The sequence below is a fragment of the Pontibacter sp. CAU 1760 genome, assembly GCF_054482735.1.
This window is the reverse complement of the sequence record NZ_JBTLRL010000012.1, coordinates 35293-55386: the sequence shown is the minus strand read 5'-3', so window position 1 is coordinate 55386 and position 20094 is coordinate 35293. Positions and strand designations below refer to the sequence as shown.

The following is a 20094-nucleotide window of genomic DNA, read 5'->3' as shown; positions in this document are numbered from 1 at the left end:
ATTATTCAATCTGACGCACTTAAGTTTATGATATACCTCCGCCTGATAGCAGAAAGTTTCCGTTTCGCCTGGCAGGCTTTACGCGCGAACCTCCTCCGCACCATCTTATCGCTGCTGGGAGTTACCATTGGTATCTTTGCGATCATCTCCGTGTTCACGCTGGTTGACTCATTGGAGCGGAACGTGCGCGACAGTATGAGCTTTATCGGCGACAAGGTAATTTATGTGCAGAAATGGCCATGGGCTTTTGGCGGCAACTACCCGTGGTGGAAGTATTTCCAGCGCCCTGAACCAACCATGAGGGAGTTCCGCCAGCTAGAGCGGCGCGTTGCCAACAGTGCGGGCGTTGCTATTTTTGCATCTACCGGCAACAACACCTTTAAGCAAGGCAACAACAGCTACTCAGGCGCTAACCTGATGGGCGTATCGTATGACTACAGCAAAGTGGCCGAGATCCCGGTGACACAAGGGCGTTATTTTGTTCCACAGGAAGTAGATGCCTCACGCAATGTTATGCTGATCGGGGATGAAGTGGCTGCCTCCCTATACCCCCACACCAACCCCATCGGGCAGGAGCTGAAAGTGGCGGGGCAGAAGTTCGTGGTGGTAGGGGTGATCGAAAAGCAGGGCGAGAACATGTTTGGCCTACCCAACTTCGATCAGATGGGCATCATCCCCTATGGCTCCTTCAGTAAGATGTTTGATGTGGGGCCAAACGGGCTCGGCTCTACGCTGGCCGCCAAAGGGCTCGACAACGACCCTGGCTTGCAGGAATTGGAGTATGAGATCCGGGGGCTGATGCGCAACATCCGTGGCCTGCGCCCCCGCGACGAGGACAACTTCGCTCTTAACCGACCCGAAATGGCCACGCAGGCCATCGGGGGATTTTTTGAGGTGGTGGGCCTGGCAGGTTGGGTAATCGGCGGCTTTGCCATACTGGTGGGGGGCTTTGGCATTGCCAACATCATGTTTGTGTCGGTAAAGGAACGCACTAACATCATAGGTATCCAGAAATCGCTGGGAGCCAAAAACTATTTCATCCTGTTTCAGTTTCTGTTCGAGTCGGTGTTTCTGAGTTTGTTGGGGGGTGGCATCGGCATTTTACTGGTCTTTCTGCTCACCCTCATACCCCAGGATATCATGAAAGTGGCCCTTTCGGCGGGCAACATTATACTGGGGCTTGGCGTATCGGCCGTGATAGGGATGCTTTCAGGCATTATCCCCGCTGTTTTGGCTTCTAATTTGGATCCTGTTATTGCGATCCGCTCTAAATAAATATATTTACGCGTTTGGCACTTGCGGCGGCCCTCACACACCGCTATGCCAGCGCTTTTTAACAAAGAACTTCTCTGGCAGAGAAGACTTGGAGCCTTATGCTCCGAAAGATGACGAAAAATAAAGATGACGAAACTTAGAAAAACAAGTAAAACCAAGCTGCACGAAGAAACTGTGAATACAGGCAGCGGCCAGACCATCCTGAACCCGGATGTAAACAACAACAAAGCGACTTCGATTACCGACCTGCGCGAAAGCGGAGAATCTACGGCGGCACCCGCCTCTGAAGAGGAGAAAAGAATACGCCAGGCGTTTGTAGACAAAGACTGGAACGAGATTAAGATTGCCGACTCCTGGCAGATTTTCAAGGTGATGTCGGAGTTTGTGGAGGGTTTTGAGAAACTCTCGAAAATCGGACCATGCGTGTCGATCTTTGGCTCGGCCCGCACCAAGAACACGCACAAGTACTACCTGATGGCCGAGGAGATTGCGGCAAAACTAGTGCGCCATGGGTATGGCGTGATCACGGGCGGTGGCCCCGGCATCATGGAGGCTGGCAACAAGGGCGCGCACTCCGAGGGCGGCAAGTCCGTGGGCCTGAACATACAGCTGCCGTTCGAGCAGTTCAACAACATCTACATCGACTCCGATAAGCTCATCAACTTCGACTACTTCTTTGTGCGCAAGGTGATGTTCGTGAAGTACGCGCAGGGCTTTATCGGAATGCCGGGCGGCTTCGGCACCCTGGATGAGCTGTTCGAGGCCATCACGCTGATACAGACGAAAAAAATCGGGGCTTTCCCGATTGTGCTGGTGGGCCGCTCTTATTGGGAGGGCCTGTTCAAGTGGATCGAGGACGTGATGCTGCGCGAGGAAAGCAACATCAGCGCCGAAGACCTGGACTTGGTGCACATCGTGGACGACGCCTCGGAGGCCGTGAAGATCATCGACGACTTCTACAGCAAGTACCTGCTGTCTCCGAACTTCTAGGAGGCAACACTCTATTGCGACAGACTCAAGAGCAGGCCTTTAGCGGGCCTGCTCTTTTTGTTCGCGCTAAAGTTTTAGATAGCGAAAATTAGGACCATGTTACTTTCAGCGAAATGAAAAATGCTCTGGTAGAATGCGAGGGAGTTCATATGCTATGCGTCACAATTTCATGGACTTGTTGATGAGGGACACCTACAGTTGCTGCAAGTAAAGTATAAGCAGCTTGAAAGCACCAACGCATAAGTTTATAGTTAATAGCACTGTATGACTGCTTTCAATAGTCTAAAGAGAAATTATGAAACCTATAATTTTAATTCTAGTATCCTCTCTTTTCTCAATTCTCTCTTGTGCTACTTTGAATTTTAACACCAATGAGGTATCAAAAAGAAATGCAGACGAGGTAATATTCCATAGAGATAGCCTCTATGATTACACTTGGAAAGTGTATGATGATACAACAAGAGTAAAGAAGCCTCGCATTGTTGGCATAAATGGTGTCTACCCCCTAGAATACAAACTCAACAGTAAAGAACTGCAAATTATAAAACACGAACGTAGCTTTAGCTTCAGAGAACCTACTGAGCAGGGAGAACTAATTTTCCAGCAGACTCTTAATACAGCGCAACGGAACAAGTTTGAGCGTGTGATGAAACAGGTAAACATGGAGAAAATCACAGATGCTTCATCTTTTACTCCAACCAGCGTTGCAGAGGATGGATTCAGACTTCACATAGCGTTAACCAAGGATGGAAAGCAGGAGAAATTTGCTTGGAATAACAAGTATGTAGAGGATTTGGTATCTCTGCTGGTCATTGCAAATAACCTATCTCCAGAGAAGTATAGGTTTTATAGGAATGAGGAGACGTTTGTGCAATCGTTGAAGAAAGACACAAAATAAGCTGACTCTTTACAAAGTCATAGCGTGGGCAGGTCTGCAGAAAACAACAGCATTTGAGAACCTGCCTCCAAACGACAAAGCAAGAATAATGAACACTATTGAAAGTGTGAGTGGTATTTCACAAGTTCAAAAAGGGGAGAAAGCAGAATGTTGATGAAAATTCCAAATTCGTATAAGTGCTATTTGCTTATTGTATACATTATTTTTGTAAGCGGATGCAGTACTACAAAAAGCATACTACAGCCAACGCATAATAAAGGTTGTCATTAATAGCTATAACAAAAAGCTGTTAGCGGTAACAGATAGTGTTCTTATAACCGGTAAAATCACAGCTATAGACAATGCTGGCAACTTAGTCGCACCTGCTATCAAGTATGGGTGTATGGCGCAACAGGCAAATTCGGGAGAGTACAGACTCAAGACAAAGGCATCAGCTATCAAACTGCAATTAACCGCAACTGCTGTCGGCTACTTAACAATCGAAACGGAGCCATTTACCACCCAGGCTGGCGATTCAGTTGTGGTTAACTTCTATCTCTCACCGGACGAAAGGCCCTTGTTGAATTGTGAAGGCAGTTCTGGAATAACACACTAACCAAGAGTGCGGCAAGTAGCTGCTGTATTCAAAATTTTAACCCAATAGTTCCCTGCCAGGTAACCTCTAATACCTGCACCAGCCCCCACAGGCCGAGAAGCAGTACGGCATGGGCGGTAACGGGCAATTGCTTGAATCTGGAAATCAATTGTGGCATCGGGTACGGTAGCAGCAGGCAATTTATACTTAAAAAGCCAATCCGCATACTCTCCTGCTATTATACCCTCACCCTATCCCCCAAGCAGCAACCGCTAAACTATGCGAAGATTCTTTTGCACGATAACCCCATGGTGCTTTTGTATACCTGCTGCGCAGCTATGCGTATGCAATAGTATGAGCGACCTCGAACGCGAAAAGATCAAAAAGCTCAAGAAGAAGCTGAAGCTTCAGGAGCAAAAGAACAGGGAGATACGGGACCAAATGGCGAAACAGCGCACCATTTTTGCCAACGAGCGCACCCTGATGGCCTACCTGCGCACCGCCATGACGGTCTCGGTAGGGGGCTTTGCGGCCATCAAGTTTTCCAACGACCTGTATCTGGAGGTCCTTGGGTTTATCCTGATCCCGTTTGGCATCATGCTGGGCGCATACAGCTTCGCCAGGTACCGAAACAAGCAGCGGCTCATCGAGGACCACCACCAGGAATACTGCCAGACCAGCCACAAGCACGCCGACCTGCACCAAAAAAACTATCCCGATTACGAGAGCATCGATTAGGGCTCCTCCTCATTTGCGGCGTCGTAAAACCTATTGCGGTCACTTTCTGTTAACAAGGCTTAGGCTTCGCTGCGGCAGAAGCCCGTTATTTTGTACCTTTGCTATTTAAAACGACTCCAGCTGCATGGCTTTAAACCAAGAGCATACATCAACTTCGGGCACACCTGCCACAGACACTGCTATTGCCGCGCCGCCCCTGGCTGGCCAAGACCAGCAGATTGAGGTATACGGCGCCCGCGAACATAACTTAAAGAACATCTCCATTAAGCTGCCGCGCTACAAGCTGGTGGTGTTTACCGGCATTAGTGGCTCAGGCAAATCGTCACTCGCTTTCGACACGATTTATGCCGAGGGGCAGCGCCGCTACATGGAAACTTTTTCGGCCTACGCCCGCTCGTTTATGGGTGGTTTGGAACGGCCAAATGTAGATAAAATCGAAGGCTTGTCGCCGGTTATATCCATTGAGCAGAAAACCACGAGCCGCAATCCCCGCTCCACCGTAGGCACCATTACCGAGATCTATGACTTTATGCGTCTGCTCTGGGCTCGTACGGCCGAGGCCTTTAGCTATGTGTCAGGCGACAAGATGGTGCGCCAGAGCGACGACCAGATCGTGAACCACATCCTGGAGCACTTCCAGGACAAGCGCCTGGTGGTGCTGGCACCCGTGGTAAAAGGCCGAAAGGGACATTACCGCGAGCTGTTCCAGCAGATCCGTAAGATGGGCTTTATCCGGGCCCGCGTGGACGGTGAGCTGATGGAAGTGACGCCAAAAATGCAGGTAGACCGCTACAAGATCCACGACATCGAGATAGTAGTGGATAAAATTGTGGTGAAGGAAGAAGACCGTTTCCGGCTTTCAGGCTCGGTGCAGAATGCGCTCACACATGGCAAAGGCACCGTGCTGGTGCTGGACGCGGACACAAACCAAACGCACTTTTACTCGCGTCACCTCATGGACCCGGCCACCGGCATTGCCTATGATGACCCGGCCCCGAACTCATTCTCGTTTAACTCGCCATATGGTGCCTGCCCTACCTGCAATGGCTTGGGAGAGGTACAGGAGATTACAGAAGAAACCGTGATTCCGGACAAAAGCCTGAGCATCCGCCGGGGAGGTATAGCGCCACTGGGCGAGTACCGCGACATCTGGATTTTCAAGCAGATCGAGGCGCTGTTCAAGCACTTCAAGGCCTCCGTTTCCACCCCCATCAAAGACCTGCCCGACGACCTGATGCAGGTACTGCTGTATGGCCTGGAGGAAGACCTGGAGGTAAAGACAAAGAAGGGCAACTACATCGTGGAGTTTGAGGGAATCATAAACTTCCTGAAGGGACAAATGGAGTCTGACTCTGAGAACATTCGCTCCTGGATTGATGACTTTACTCAAACCACAGTATGCCCTGACTGCAATGGCTACCGCCTTAAAAAAGAATCGCTGCACTTCAAGATCGATGGCAAAAACATCGGTGAGCTTTCTGTGCTGGACATCACCAAACTGGCAGCCTGGTTTGAAGGGCTGGAGAGCCGCCTGAGCGAGCGCCAGAACGTGATTGCCCGTGAACTGCTGAAGGAGATTCGCAAGCGCATTGGCTTCCTGCTGGATGTTGGATTGGATTACCTGAGCCTGCATCGCCCGGTACGCACGCTGTCGGGTGGCGAGAGCCAGCGCATCCGACTGGCCACGCAGATCGGTACGCAGCTGGTGGGCGTTTTATACATCATGGATGAGCCGAGCATCGGCCTGCACCAGCGCGACAACGAGCGCCTGATCAACGCCTTAAAAGACCTGCGCGACCTGGGCAACTCCATCATTGTGGTAGAGCACGACAAAGACATGATCCTGCAGGCCGACTACGTGGTGGATATTGGCCCTGGAGCCGGTATACATGGCGGCCAGGTGGTAACAGCCGGTACGCCGGAGCAGATGATGCAGGCCGGTACCACTACCGCCGACTTCCTGAGCAACCGCCGTGGCATTCCGGTGCCACGCGTAAAGCGCCCTGGCACGGGCCAAAAGCTTCGCCTGATTGGGGCAACCGGCCATAACCTTAAGAACGTGACACTGGAGTTGCCACTTGGCAAGATGATCTGCGTCACCGGCGTATCGGGCAGTGGCAAGTCATCCCTGATTCACGACACCTTATACCCCATCCTGAATACGCACTTCTTCCGGGCCAAGCGCGAGCCATTACCCTATAAGAAGATTGAGGGGCTGGAGCACATCGATAAAGTGATTGAGGTGGACCAGTCGCCGATTGGCCGTACGCCGCGCTCTAACCCAGCCACCTACACCGGTGTTTTCACGGATATCCGTACGTTGTTCGCGCAGTTGCCGGAAGCCAAGATCCGGGGTTATTCGCCGGGCCGTTTCTCGTTTAACGTGAAGGGTGGGCGCTGTGAGGCCTGCGAGGGTGCCGGTATGCGTACCATCGAGATGAACTTCCTGCCGGATGTGTACGTGCCCTGCGAAGTATGCAAGGGCAAGCGCTATAACCGTGAGACTCTAGAGGTGCGCTTCAAGGGCAAGTCCATTACCGATGTGCTGGACATGACTGTGGAGCAGGCCGTGGACTTTTTCGAGAGCCAGCCACGCATTCTGCGCAAGATTCAGACGCTACTGGAGGTAGGTTTAGGGTATATTACCCTAGGCCAGCAGGCAACCACCTTATCAGGGGGCGAGGCGCAGCGCGTGAAGCTAGCGACAGAACTCTCCAAGAAAGACACAGGGCAAACGCTTTACATTCTGGATGAGCCTACCACCGGACTCCACTTCCAGGACATCGAGCACTTATCAGACGTGCTGCACAAGCTTACCAATAAAGGCAACAGCGTGTTGATCATCGAACACAACCTGGACCTGATCAAGATTGCCGACCATATCATAGATATTGGCCCGGAAGGCGGCGAAGGTGGCGGCACCATTGTGGCCGCAGGCACGCCGGAAGAAGTAGTGGCGAGGGGCAAAGGCTATACGGCCCACTTCCTGAAAGATGAGCTGCAAACAAGCCATTACCGGGAGCCTGAGCAGGAATAGCCTGGAAAATGCTTAAAACAAAAGCGGCTGCCTGATGGGGCAGCCGCTTTTGTTTTAAGCATTTTCTATCGTTTCTTCCAGGTCTTCCACCATCTTCAGTTGTTGCCGCAGCAGAGGCAGTTGTTTAGAGGCAAATTGCTTCACTTCCATCACCTTCCCATTCTTGGCCATATCCTCGTAGCGTTCCAGCAGTTCCTTTTGCTGGTCGCTGAGGCGATTTACGTAAGCCAGGTCGAAAGCAATACCGCTCTTTGCCGTTATTTCCTGGTAAAGCTCATGGTGCCGTGCCCCTAGCGTGCTGGGCAGCACGAAGTTGCTCTCACTGGCAATTTGCTGCAACTCATTCAGCATTTTTTGGTTCGACTGGACCAACTCCTCCGCCAGGTCCCGCACCTCAGGGCTTACGGCTGACTGAGCGGCAGCCTCACCCAATTGCACTTCTAACATACTTGCGCTCGCAGCTTCCGCCATAAACAGGGCATCGTTCTGCATCCCCTGCACACCTGCAGCTTCAAATTGCTGCACACTCTGCTCTGTTGCCTGCCCAATGCTATCATCAGAGCCACAGGCCGTGACCAACAAAGTAGTACTAAGTATAAGTGCCGCTAGTATGTTTTTTTTCATGGTGCAAATTGTTTATAATGTATAAGCATCTGCAAGATACTCCTTACAGATGCTTATACAAATCAATCGATTACAGAGTTGGCTTTCCGGTAATATTTAAGGCCTGCCCCTGCTTTGACCAGACGCCATGCTATTTTACGCTGGCACTGCTGTTCTTAACCATTTCGTTGATTTGCTTGGCTCTCTCCAGGTGCTGCTGCAAGGTGGCAACAGTGGTAGCGGCAAAGCTCTTTACATCGGCATCTTCCAGGTTTTCTGCTGCATCCTGAAATAGCTCCACATCTTCCTCGTGGTCGCTCACCATCAAATCCATATACGCCTTGTCAAATTCAGCCCCGGATTTCTCCCGCAGATTCTTTACATGCTCCATGTGCTTTTGGCTCATGCTGTCTGGTAATACTATATTTTTCTGCTGCGCCAGTTCTTTCAGCTTGCTATTGGCTTTGGTGTGATCCGTAACCATCATCTGGCCAAAGTCTTTCACTTCCTTACGCTGTGCTTTCTGTTGTGCCAAATTGCCCAACTCAACTTCCATCATACCCCCGCTGGCTGCCGTTGTCATAAAGTCCGAGAGGTTGGTCATGCTGTCCTCCATCTCGGTACCCTCCACCCGTTGTTCGTTAGCTGTCTGTGCTTCTTCCACAGCGCCACTTTCCTGGTTACAAGCTATTGCCCCACAAAGGACAACGCTTACTAACAATGAATTTAATGCAATTTTTTTCATAGCCTTGTTTTTGTAATATCAGAACATAATTTTGAACCTTGTTAATTATACGCTTGCGTGCTACTTAAGTTGATAAAGTATGTGTGTATTATTTACAGCGATATGCATGCGCTGAAGCCTATTTATATATATGAAAACATTAATTATTATGATTTCCTGAAAAATGATGGTAACCAATTAATGCTCAGCAAGAAAAAATCCTGTACTTTTGTCAATCCTAATTCAAATTAATACTGATGCGCAAATTGATTTCACAGAAATCCAGCCGTTGCCTGATGGCAATGATTGTTATGTTATCGCTGCCCCTGTTTGCAGCCCAGGCACAAGACCTTGATCTAATTCAGGAGGTTGACCCGTCTTATAACCGTGTACTGAAAGTCCGCCCGGTGCAACTAGGTATGATTTCTATCTCATCAGAGAAACTGCGCATGAACCGCGTTTCGAATGAGTATTCGCTCGGATACATCTACAAAGCTTATTTAGGCAACACAAGTGGATCTTTCTTTGAAGACATGATCGCCAAAAAAAGCGCGGATGGCACGCAGGAGCCTGGCTTTACGGCAGATGATTTCGAACTAAAAGAAGCCGATGTGCAAGGCATCAGCTTTGTGATGAGCCAGCGGAAGTACTCCAAGAAAAACGAGGGCAAGCCGTTTGGCTTCTTCCACGGCCCGGTGTTTGGCTACCGCTTCGTTTTGTTCGCAAAAGATGTGTTTGAGCAGCCTGAGCAAGACCCGAACGACCCGGACTACAAGTATATCGGACGCCTTTACCAGAACTCCCTGGATCTAAGCTACCGCGTGGGCGCGCAGTTTAGACTGGTGGGCCATTTAACAGCCGATGCAGGCCTTTCCATCGGTGCACGTGCAAAATACGCTCAAGCAAAGAATGCCGGCACCCTGATCACAGATAATATCATCGGGTATAACATTATGGCGGATGAAAACTCCGCGCTGACTGTGGTGCCGCTGCCTCAACTTAGCTTTTCGGTAGGTTATGCTTTTTAGAGCAGGAACAATCAGCTATTAAAAGGCTGGCTTCGTTGTACGAAGCCAGCCTTTTTGGCGAGATGGGGTATGAATCCTACCCAAGGCAGAATGTTGCGTTGACGGTATAACCAGAGTTACTTTAGCTTGCTGAGCACAGTATAGGATTGCAACTTCCCGTTGCGGTAAGTCTCGGAGCGCACCATCCCGATGCCGGGCACATAATACTCTACGGTCTCCATTTGCATGCCAGGCATGGCCATGCCCATCGCGCGGTTCTCCATTTTGGTGTTCTGCCGTATTTTATACCCCTCGTAGCTTCCTGCGGGCACCTGCACGTTCTCTTTGCTCTCCACGGTTCGGTCTGTCACCTTCATCACCATCGTCATCATGGTCCGGCCATTGGACTTGTCTTTCATCTCAAACGTCATAGTGCCGTCCTCCAGCTTCTGGCCCACCTGCAGTTTGCCGGGGTATAGCATCTTGTCGCCTTGCATGGTCATCTCCATTCCCTGGTAGGCATCCATCATCTGCGGGTCCATCAGCGAGCGCATGTCCATCCAAATCGTGCCGTTATCGCACCCAATCGTAAAGTCCCCCGCCCCTACCGCCTTATCCTTTTTGTCGAATGACTGGGTATGGATTTTGGCCTCTACCCGGCCTCCGGAGCGATTCACGTCTTTTACCTGATAGGTCATGCGGCCGGTTAGCCGGTCACGGCTATCGTAGCTTTGCATTTCGTAGCTTGCGTTTTCCTGCAACAGTTGGTATTCCGAGCAAGTTGACTGTGCCTTTGCAGCAGGTGCCACGAGCAGAAGGCAGTATAGCAGCGGCTGAAAGAGGATGTTGTAAAGTGTCTTCATCGCTTTAGTCGGTTTAGTACAGGGGGGTATTAGTATATACCTGATCCTAAAGCATTTAGTGCTCATTTTAAGGTAGAAGCCCTGTTTCACTAAGTAGAACCTACTTGGCCCCAAGCAAAAGGAGCCATGCATTGCTACATGGCTCCTTTTTATTCTGATGACCTGGATAACGCTATGCCCCCTTGAATTGAGGACGCCGTTTCTCGTTGAAAGCGCTTACGCCTTCTTTATAATCCTCGGAGTTACCGGCTATTTTCTGGCAATACGCCTCATAGTCCAGCATCTCATCCAAGGTTGAGTTGAAGGACTTGTTGAGCATTTTTTTCATCAGGCCGATGGCTTTGGTGGGTGCTGTTGCATAGCGGGCCGCAAGCTCGGTCACCGCCGCGTCCAGTTCCTCCGGGCTTACCACTTTGTTTACCATACCCAGTTGCAGCGCCTCTTCCGCCGACACCTTAGAGCCAAGTGTACTCAACTCAAATGCCTTAAGTGAGCCCACCACGCGCGGCAGGAAAAACGAAGAGCCAGAGTCTAGCACCAGCCCCACATTCACAAATACCTCAATCATACTAGCCGCTGCAGAGGCCACTATTACATCGCAGGCCAGCGCCAGAGAGCAACCGGCACCAGCCGCCACGCCGTTCAGTTTGCAGATGATAGGCTTCGGGAGGTTGCGCATCGCCCGGATAATGGGGTTGTAGCGCTTCTCCAGGGACTCTGACAAATCGCGCTTGTCAGCGTTGGCAATGGCTTTCAGGTCCTGGCCGGAACAGAAGGCCTTGCCTGCACCGGTCAACACCACCACACGCACGTTCTCATCGCGGGCCACTTGCTTCAGGGCACCCTGCAGATCGTAGCTCTGCTGGTCGTTAAAGGCATTGAAAACATCGGGGCGGTTGAGGGTAATGGTAGCCACGCCATCGGCTACCTCATATAACAGGCACTCGTAGTTCATTGACATTTTGCTTTAATCGTGTTCAACAAATTAAGCAAAACACGCCGTTGCCGCAACTAAGCCGCACACAAACTTGCTACAGGCCCATATAAGCCGCCGAGACAGCCAACAGCAACCCGCTCCCAAACCCGGCATACACCTGGGCAGGGGTGTGCGCATGCAAATGCAGCCTGGCCGATAGCACGGCTCCCGCCAGTAGAATAGCTATCGCAATAGGCTTCACTAACATGGCGTCTGGGGCCAGCCAGTTTAGCACCAGCAACAAACCAAGCGCGCCGCCCATCCCCATGCCGTGGGCACTTATCTTCCAGAACATCGAGATGATATAGGTCAGGAACACGGACGCCGCAATGATGGCCATCACAAAATAAAAAATAGCATCGAATGCGGCTTCGCTATATAACAAGTAAGAGGTAACGGCATAGCAGGCGCCCGTAAACAGCAAGGGCAGGCCCCGCTGCTCCCGCTTGTGCATCTCCACGGAGTCGAGGTGGCCGAAGCGCACCATGCTGTAAGCGGCTATGCCCGGAATAATGCAGGTGGTGAAAAAGATCATGGCCAGCACCACCCACCGCACCCTGAAAGGTAAGGTCAGGGTTGAAGCCGGCATGTAGTATAAGATCACTGCGAAAAGATAGGTCGGGAGCAACAGCGGGTGAAATACCACCGACAGGATCTGCGCAAAAGTACGGTTCACTGTTAATTATGAATTAAGAATTACAAATTATGCATGGGGGCTTCGCTACAGTGTAAGCCCAGTTACAGCGCCTGCACCTGCTGCCAAATCTCCTCATTTACCGGTATGCCGCCCTGCTCATTCCTGCGGCGGGTGGCCAAAGAGCTTTCGCCGGGGTACCGGATCTTATTTGACGCATCGATCAAACCACTACTTTTGGTATACTCGATGATGCGCTCGCTAATGCTTTGGTCGATGTAGCTGGCATCAATGCACAGGAAAAGCTGCGACACCCCCGACTCGTCTTCCGCTGCTGTGATTTCGGCAGTAGACCGCCCGTTACTGAGCGAGGCTACCAGCACATCGATCACCAGGGCCAGCCCGGAGCCTTTCCAGAAGCCGATGGGTAGTGGGCGTTCCGTTTCACGTATCTGCGCAGGGTCTTTGGTTAGCTCGCCGTTTTTATCATACCCGCCATCCATGGGCAGCTGCTTGCCTTCCAGTTCATACTCCTGCAGCTTGCCATAAGAAAACTGCGACATCGCCATGTCGAGTATAATAGGCCCTTCCTGCCGGGGTATGGAAATCACAAAAGGGTTGTTGCCCAGGCGGGCGTCAGTGCCTCCCCAGGGCGGCATGTTGGCAATGGTGTTTGTGGTGCAGATGCCAATGCACCCGGCGTCGGCGGCCTGCCAGCCATACGTGCCGGCGCGCATCCAGTGGTTGGTATTGCGCACGGCCACACAGCCCATCCCGTTTTCCTTTGCCAACTCGATGGCCCGCTGCATGGCTTTGGTAGCCGTATACATGCCGGGGGCCAAGTGGCCGTCCCACTGCTCCGTTACGCCGCGCTGCACAATTTTCTCCGGCTCCGCATGAACATCCACTAGCCCGTCCTGCACCATCTGCACAAACACCGGAAAACGGTTCAGGCCATGGGAGTATACCCCGTCGCGGCTGTTTTCGGCAAAAATGCGGGCGCAAAGCTCGGCTCTTTCCTCAGCAAAATTCAGCTTTAACAAAACACGCTTAAACTCGGCTTTCAGGTCGTCAAAAGTAATTTTCATACGGCTCAGTTAGATTTGGCTTTAGGAGGTATAACGGGAGCAGTTGGCAGAAAGATGGCTTCGGGCACAGGCAGGTGGATAGGCAGCCGTATAAATTTGGTCTGCCCCAGGCTATACCAACTGCAAACAGAAGTCGTGTGCCTTGCTACGTGTGTCGTGTGTCTTGTTACAGCTCCTTGCGCAGGCGGGCTACCGGTATGTTCAGCTGCTCGCGGTACTTGGCCACTGTGCGGCGGGCAATGTTATACCCTTTCTCGTTGAGCATCTTCTCTATTTTCTCATCCGAGAGGGGCTTGCGCTTGCTCTCGCCCTCGATGATCTCTTTGAGGATGTGCTTCACCTCGCGGCTACTGGCATCCTCCCCGGAATCGGTGGCGATGCCCTCTGAGAAGAAGTATTTAAGCGGGTAAATGCCGAACTCGGTTTGCACGGCTTTGCTGTTGGCCACGCGGCTGATGGTACTGATGTCCATCCCGATCTCCTCGGCAATGTCCTTCAGGATCATCGGGCGCAGCTCACTTTCATCGCCCTCCAGAAAGAAATCGTGCTGGTATTTGATGATGGCCTCCATGGTGCGCAGCAATGTGTTCTGGCGCTGCCGGATGGCATCAATAAACCACTTGGCCGCATCCAGCTTCTGCTTTACAAACGTAACCGTCTCCTTCAGCTTCTTGTCCTTTTTGTCTGACTTGTCGTAGGCGTCAAACATATCGGAGTATGAGCGGCTGATGCGCAGGTCGGGGGCGTTGCGCGAGTTCAGCGACAGTTGCAGCTGGCCGTTGTCGTTGGCAAGTATAAAATCAGGGATGATGTACTGCACCCTTGTAAAGCTGGCCCCGGCTCCCCCCGGCTTCGGGTTCAGCTTGATGATCGCATCAATGGCTTTCTTCAGTTCCTCTTCCGAGATGCTGAACTTGCTCTGTATCTTCTGGTAATGCTTTTTCGTGAATTCGTCGAACGCATCGGTGATGATGCGTTCTGCCAGTTGCGTGGTTGTGTCCTGCTCGCGGCGGCCCAGTTGCAGCAACAGGCACTCGGGCAGGTCGCGGGCGGCTATGCCAGCGGGGTCAAACGTCTGGACCATGTGCAGCACCTGCTCCACCTCTTCTTCATTGGTTTCGATGTTCTGCGAAAAGGCCAGGTCGTTGACAATGGCGCTCAGGTCGCGGCGGATGTAGCCATCGTGGTCGATGCTGCCGATAAGCTGCATGCCAATGGCATACAAGCGGTCATCCAGATCCAGAAAACCCAACTGGTCCATCAGCGAGTCCGTAAGCGTCGAGGTCATCGCGATGGGCATTTCCTTGTCCTCCTCATCGCCCCCACGGTCACCCTGCATTTTGTAACCACTGATCTCGTCGTCGTTCAGGTAGTCATTCAGGTCGAGGTCCTCGTCCTTGCTGTACTCCTCCTCGCCCTCAAAGTCATCCGTCTCGCTAAACTCGTCGGCAGATTCCTCGCGCCCCTCCTCCAGGGCTGGGTTGATCTCCATTTCCTCTTTTATGCGCGCCTCCAACTCCACCGTAGGTATCTGCAGCAGCTTGATAAATTGTATCTGCTGCGGCGATAACTTCTGAGATAAAAGTTGCTTTAAATCGAGTCGCTGCATAGTTTTCAGTAAAAATGTGTGCTTTTGCGCACTTCCAAATTTAGGATAATTTTACTCTCATTTACAAAAAAGGTTAAAATATCGTTAATTTGGGAGGTTTTCGAAAATACACAAGTAGCAGGGCATAAGACACAAAAAAATTGAGGGGGTATATTGCTGATTTATCAAATCAGAAGGAGTGGCGGCAAAGTACACCGATGAAGTCTCCGGCCAGTTTATACCTCTAAAATTGGGAAGAGGGTCACGCGTGAACAGATCCGCGTGCAACTCCTTCGCTTTGTTGAGGCCCTGATACCTTATACTAACCATACACATGCAACGCACAAAAGTAAAAGACCTGCTGACAGGTGCCGAGGTAGGCAAGGAAGTATTGTTGAAAGGCTGGGTACGCACCAAGCGCGGCAACAAGTTTGTGAGCTTTATTGCCGTGAACGACGGCTCCACCATACATAACCTGCAGGTTGTAGCCGAGGCAGAGAAGTTTAACGAAGAGGCCCTGAAAGACGTGACCACGGGTGCCGCCATTGCCGTGACCGGCGAGTTGGTAGCCTCGCAGGGCAAAGGGCAGGCATTCGAGATCCAGGCTACCGGCATTGAAGTGCTCGGGAAAGCCGACCCGGAAACGTACCCGCTACAGAAGAAAGCGCACTCGTTGGAGTTCCTGCGTGAGATCGCGCACCTGCGCTTCCGCACCAACACCTTCGGGGCGGTTTTCAGAGTGCGCAACACGCTGGCCTTTGCCGTGCACAGGTTCTTCAACGAGAAGGGCTTTGTATACATGCATACCCCCATCGTAACGGCCTCTGACGCCGAGGGTGCGGGCGAGATGTTCCGGGTAACCACCCTGGACCCGATTAACCCGCCGCGCACCGAGGACGGACAGGTGGATTATACCGAGGACTTCTTCGGCAAAGCCACCAACCTGACCGTATCGGGGCAGCTAGAGGGTGAGCTGGCGGCTATGGCCTTCAGCGATATTTATACCTTCGGGCCAACCTTCCGGGCCGAGAACTCCAACACCACGCGCCACCTGGCCGAGTTCTGGATGATCGAGCCGGAGATGGCCTTCCATGACCTGAAAATGAACGCCGACCTGGCCGAGGAGTTTATTAAGTACATCATCCGTTACGCGCTGGAGAACAACCGCGAGGACATCGAGTTTTTGGGACAGCGCCTGGCAGAGGAAGACAAGAGCAAGCCGCAGAACGAGCGCCAGGAAATGACCTTGCTGGAGAAGCTGGAGTTTGTGGTGGGCAACGACTTCGAGCGCGTGACCTATACCGAGGTTATCGACATCCTGCTCAACTCGAACCATTACAAGAAGAAGAAATTCCAGTATGAGGTGAGCTGGGGCATAGACTTGCAAAGCGAGCACGAGCGCTACCTGGTGGAGAAGCACTTTAAAAAGCCGGTAATCGTGACGGACTACCCAAAGGATATCAAGGCATTTTACATGCGCCTGAACGACGATGGCAAGACCGTGGCCGCGATGGACATCCTGGCTCCGGGCATTGGCGAGATTGTGGGTGGTTCGCAGCGTGAGGAGCGCCTGGACATACTGGTGGAGCGCATGAAAGGCGTGGGCATACACGAGGAGGACCTGTGGTGGTACCTGGATACCCGCCGCTTCGGTGGCTGCCCGCACGCGGGCTTTGGCCTTGGTTTCGAGCGCATGGTGCAGTTCGTGACCGGTATGGGCAACATCCGCGACGTGATCCCATTCCCGAGAACGCCGCAGAACGCTGAGTTTTAAGCAACTCGTTTCTATGCGAATAGCGTCAGAATCCCGACCATACACTGCTATGGTCGGGATTTTTTTTAAAATTATGAACCTAAGTACTAGATAACAAGATGGTTAGCTTATTATTTATCAAAATATGTATAATAATATAACTATATACAATTTAGCAGTAAATAGGGGCTTGCAGAAGAAACACAACGAAGCGCTAATGGGTATGCTGTTCATTCCAGTCATTTAGCTCTTGGTTTACGCTCGACTGTGATCATATATTCAGAAGATTATTAAAGAGAAATTTGTGGCAAATTCACATATCCTCAGAGATACTAAAATAGATATTCTGCGATGCATCGCCATTTTATGTATCATCTTGGCGCACAGTCACCCGAACAGATGGTTGTTTCAGCTCCGAAACTTTGATGTTGTCCTCATGGTGCTGCTGCTGGGCAACTCCTTCTACCTGAGCAGTGTCAACAAAAAACTCAATTACCTGAATTACGTCAGGAAGCGGTTTAACCGGTTGGTGGTACCCACTTGGGTCTTCCTGACAATTTTCTTCGCGCTCTTCTACCTGCTCGATATTCTTACCAACGATTTCCCTTTTTTCAGTTACAGCAAGATTATTGCCTCGTACACGTTGGCAACCACCGGCGCCGGGATTGGCTATGTATGGATTATGCGCGTCTTTTTCGTGATTGCCCTAGTCTGCCCTTTTCTGCTGAAGCTGAGTGAACGGGTGAAGGATAACCGAGTGTATATGTTGCTGCTCGTACTAGCATACCTGTTTTATGAGCTGCTGCTAGCGGTAGAAAGGTATACGGATGCCGCATTTAATAGCTTGGATTTTATCCACCGCGACCTCGACGAAACTATAGACGTGTTATACACGGCTTTTTTCCTGAACTGTGTTGGGTATGTGTTGGTTGCTGCCGTAGGGATCAGGCTGGTTAAGCTAAGCCGACGCGAGGTTATCTTCTGTTGCCTTGCGCTCTTCGTAATCTTATTGGCGCTGCTCTACAAACACCATTTTGCCTTTACCCAAGGCTTCAAATACCCTCCCCGCCTCTATTACCTGGCCTACGGGTTATACATGAGCCTTACCGCCTATAGTTTACTGCACATCCAGAAGGTTAGGAAACTGTTTGACAATAGCTTGGTGCTGTTCATATCCAAAACTTCGGCCTGGCTCTATTTCTGGCATATCATCTTTATATATGTGGTCAAGTTTTTTGGAGATGACATCCCGCTTATATCTGACAACTGGGTATATAGGTTTCTTTTTATCTTCACCTCGTCCCTTGCACTAACGTATATCCACGAGCTCACCAAAGCGTATTTCAAAAGCCTGCAAAAGAGAAGGCTACAACCCTTATCAGCAGTGCCAGGCTAAATCAGCTCAGGCGACTTAAGGGCTGGCTGGTAGCTCTTTTGCATTCGAAGACCTGAACCATAAATTGCTGTTTGGCCCTACAATTGGTGTCAGGCGGCCCGATAATACACCATATACAAATCTTCCCCATACATTACAGCATATAACGCTTATATCCTATTCCAAATAGCGTATAAAGGCTTTGAGCTGTGCCGAGCTAACCCTTAGGTCAAACCATTCAGGAATATAACATCAGATGAACGCTACTCTATAACTGAAAAATATTATAGCTTTCCCCACTGATTTGTATACTTTGGCCAAAAGTTTGCATGTTATAGTGTATAATCCAAAATTTAACTACTATGCGTAAATTACTCCTGAGCTTACTCTTGATGGGTGCCGTTGCCACTGCGGCCAATGCCCAGAAAGAGTTTGCTAATATAGCATTACCCATGAACCGCGCTGAAGACTTAGTAACAGTGGCAGACGACAGCGGAAATGTGGCTATTTACTTTTACCAGAACGGCAAGGTGAACATCGCCTTGCTATCGCCAAGCGGTGAAAAACTGGCGCAGCATGAAATCCCGTACCGCTTCTCGCAGGAGCCCCAGATTCTGGGCACCCGCGTGACCGATGAGGAGTTCATGTTCTACAGCCGGTATACCAACGGGCGTCGTGAGTATGTGCGTCCTTTTGCCGTAAACCGCCATACTGGCGCATTCCGCAGCTTGCAGGATGAGCAGATACAGGTGGCGCGCAACACCGAATTCTTAGGTGGCTTTGGCAACGACGAGCACTTTTACATGCTTTACACCGACAGAGACAACAACATACACCTTTACCGCGACAATGACGAAGATGTGGCGCGCCTGGAGCATCGGGTGTTTAAGCCGAACCTGCCCCGTACCCGCAGTCGCTATGCCCGCGAGGAGGGCCTGATTTACGTGAGCGACAATATTGAGCACAACGTGTTCACGGGCCATCACCGCAGCAAGATATACCTGCGCGACGGCAAGATCTACATGATCTTTGACGGGTATGACCTAAGGGGCGAAAAAGAGGCGACAACCGAGATTCTGGAACTTGACTGGGACACCGGTGAAACCAAATATCGCACCCTGCCCTTTATCAAGCAAGGCAATAACCCAAGCTTTAACTCTTTCCTGTATAAAGATAAGCTGTTCCGCGTAAACTTGGAGCGTGACCAGTTTAAGCTGACAGCCTTTGACTTCAACACGCTCAAGCCAGTAAAGGAGTATAACTACAGCGGCGACGAGGAAATTGCGATTAAGTCTACGCCTGTTCATCAGCGTGGCGCCCGTTCTCTCTTCTCGTCCAACAATACGGTCATCGAGAAAACCTCCAAGGTGATGAAAAACCTGGCCGACGGTGTTCCGGCCATTACGGTGGATGCTTACAACGACAGCACCCTGCAACTGACCATAGGGTCGTACGATGCTCCAACGCAGCGAAATGCCAGCGACGACAGGACCCGCATGGTACGTACGCCGGACCGTTATGTGCGCACCTCGCGTGGACTGATGATGGTGCCCGGCCGCTGGACGCCGGCCTACAACATCCCGAGTTATTACCTGAACTCACCTTACTACAGCCGCTATTTTTACGACCCATACGGGCAGGGTGGCAGCTTCAGTTCCGGACCTGGCACCAGCACCTATTTCCGGTCTGTGCTTAGCGCAGATAAACTGGTGAAGGTAGATACCAAAAAAGAGCCTGAGGTGCTACAGGACAAGATTGAGCACTTTGAGCAGGAGCTAAAGCCGGAACCGGAGTTTAAAACTATATACCGCTACGGCAATAAGCTGCACTATGGCTATTATGACCGCAAAGCCAAAACATTCCGCATCATGGAGTTTGCCCACGGGCAGGAGGCCCAGGCAGAAGAGCAGAAGTAATATCCCGGATACGCTTAAAACAAAAAATCCCCGCCAATTGCTGGCGGGGATTTTT

At 51.1% G+C, this 20094-nt stretch carries 16 protein-coding genes; 9 read left to right on the top strand and 7 right to left on the bottom strand.

The features are described 5' to 3' along the window. Positions 1-27: 27 nt before the first annotated feature. The 5 genes from ACXYMU_RS16075 (at position 28) to uvrA (ending at position 7512) form a co-directional block, all read left to right on the top strand. Complete coding sequence (locus ACXYMU_RS16075; RefSeq protein WP_458987437.1) at positions 28-1275, top strand: ABC transporter permease; 1248 nt, start codon at positions 28-30, stop codon at positions 1273-1275. A gap of 126 nt (positions 1276-1401) precedes the next feature. After that, entirely contained in the window at positions 1402-2265 is an 864-nt protein-coding gene (locus ACXYMU_RS16070) for an LOG family protein (RefSeq protein WP_458987436.1), read from the top strand. 295 nt (positions 2266-2560) lie between these two features. Further along, positions 2561-3163, top strand: a complete 603-nt coding sequence (locus ACXYMU_RS16065; protein WP_458987435.1) for a hypothetical protein — start codon at positions 2561-2563, stop codon at positions 3161-3163. A gap of 928 nt (positions 3164-4091) precedes the next feature. Continuing rightward, positions 4092-4475 (top strand): YidH family protein, encoded by a 384-nt coding sequence (locus ACXYMU_RS16060; RefSeq protein ID WP_458987434.1) that lies wholly within the window; start codon positions 4092-4094, stop codon positions 4473-4475. Between the two features lie 124 nt (positions 4476-4599). Then, complete coding sequence (gene uvrA, locus ACXYMU_RS16055; protein WP_458987433.1) at positions 4600-7512, top strand: excinuclease ABC subunit UvrA; 2913 nt, start codon at positions 4600-4602, stop codon at positions 7510-7512. 54 nt (positions 7513-7566) lie between these two features. On the opposite strand, the gene ACXYMU_RS16050 is transcribed toward uvrA, so the two are convergent. Both ACXYMU_RS16050 and ACXYMU_RS16045 read right to left on the bottom strand, forming a co-directional pair. Next, on the bottom strand, positions 7567-8136 hold the full coding sequence (locus tag ACXYMU_RS16050) for a DUF4142 domain-containing protein (protein ID WP_458987432.1): 570 nt from the start codon (positions 8134-8136) through the stop codon (positions 7567-7569). 130 nt (positions 8137-8266) lie between these two features. Continuing rightward, positions 8267-8860, bottom strand: a complete 594-nt coding sequence (locus ACXYMU_RS16045; protein ID WP_458987431.1) for a DUF4142 domain-containing protein — start codon at positions 8858-8860, stop codon at positions 8267-8269. A gap of 275 nt (positions 8861-9135) precedes the next feature. Here ACXYMU_RS16045 and ACXYMU_RS16040 point away from each other — a divergent pair, with 275 nt between their 5' ends. Further along, a complete protein-coding gene (locus tag ACXYMU_RS16040; RefSeq protein ID WP_458987430.1) occupies positions 9136-9867 on the top strand; it encodes an ABC transporter ATP-binding protein in 732 nt (243 codons plus the stop codon). 116 nt (positions 9868-9983) lie between these two features. On the opposite strand, the gene ACXYMU_RS16035 is transcribed toward ACXYMU_RS16040, so the two are convergent. From ACXYMU_RS16035 to rpoN, 5 genes are all read right to left on the bottom strand, one after another. Beyond that, positions 9984-10709, bottom strand: a complete 726-nt coding sequence (locus ACXYMU_RS16035; RefSeq protein WP_458987429.1) for a TapB family protein — start codon at positions 10707-10709, stop codon at positions 9984-9986. A 172-nt stretch (positions 10710-10881) separates the two neighbouring features. Then, entirely contained in the window at positions 10882-11664 is a 783-nt protein-coding gene (locus tag ACXYMU_RS16030) for an enoyl-CoA hydratase-related protein (protein ID WP_458987511.1), read from the bottom strand. Positions 11665-11740: 76 nt separating this feature from the next. After that, on the bottom strand, positions 11741-12361 hold the full coding sequence (locus ACXYMU_RS16025) for a hypothetical protein (RefSeq protein WP_458987428.1): 621 nt from the start codon (positions 12359-12361) through the stop codon (positions 11741-11743). Positions 12362-12423: 62 nt separating this feature from the next. Further along, complete coding sequence (gene yiaK, locus ACXYMU_RS16020) at positions 12424-13407, bottom strand: 3-dehydro-L-gulonate 2-dehydrogenase (RefSeq protein WP_458987427.1); 984 nt, start codon at positions 13405-13407, stop codon at positions 12424-12426. Between the two features lie 166 nt (positions 13408-13573). Next, positions 13574-15016: an RNA polymerase factor sigma-54 gene (gene rpoN / locus ACXYMU_RS16015; RefSeq protein ID WP_458987426.1), complete on the bottom strand. Its 1443-nt coding sequence runs from the start codon at positions 15014-15016 to the stop codon at positions 13574-13576. 313 nt (positions 15017-15329) lie between these two features. Between rpoN and asnS the strand changes: the two genes are divergently transcribed. From asnS to ACXYMU_RS16000, 3 genes are all read left to right on the top strand, one after another. Continuing rightward, positions 15330-16769, top strand: a complete 1440-nt coding sequence (gene asnS, locus ACXYMU_RS16010; protein WP_458987425.1) for an asparagine--tRNA ligase — start codon at positions 15330-15332, stop codon at positions 16767-16769. A gap of 283 nt (positions 16770-17052) precedes the next feature. Then, positions 17053-18144: an acyltransferase family protein gene (locus ACXYMU_RS16005; RefSeq protein ID WP_458987424.1), complete on the top strand. Its 1092-nt coding sequence runs from the start codon at positions 17053-17055 to the stop codon at positions 18142-18144. Between the two features lie 341 nt (positions 18145-18485). After that, positions 18486-20039: a hypothetical protein gene (locus ACXYMU_RS16000; protein ID WP_458987423.1), complete on the top strand. Its 1554-nt coding sequence runs from the start codon at positions 18486-18488 to the stop codon at positions 20037-20039. The last annotated feature ends 55 nt before the right edge of the window (positions 20040-20094 follow it).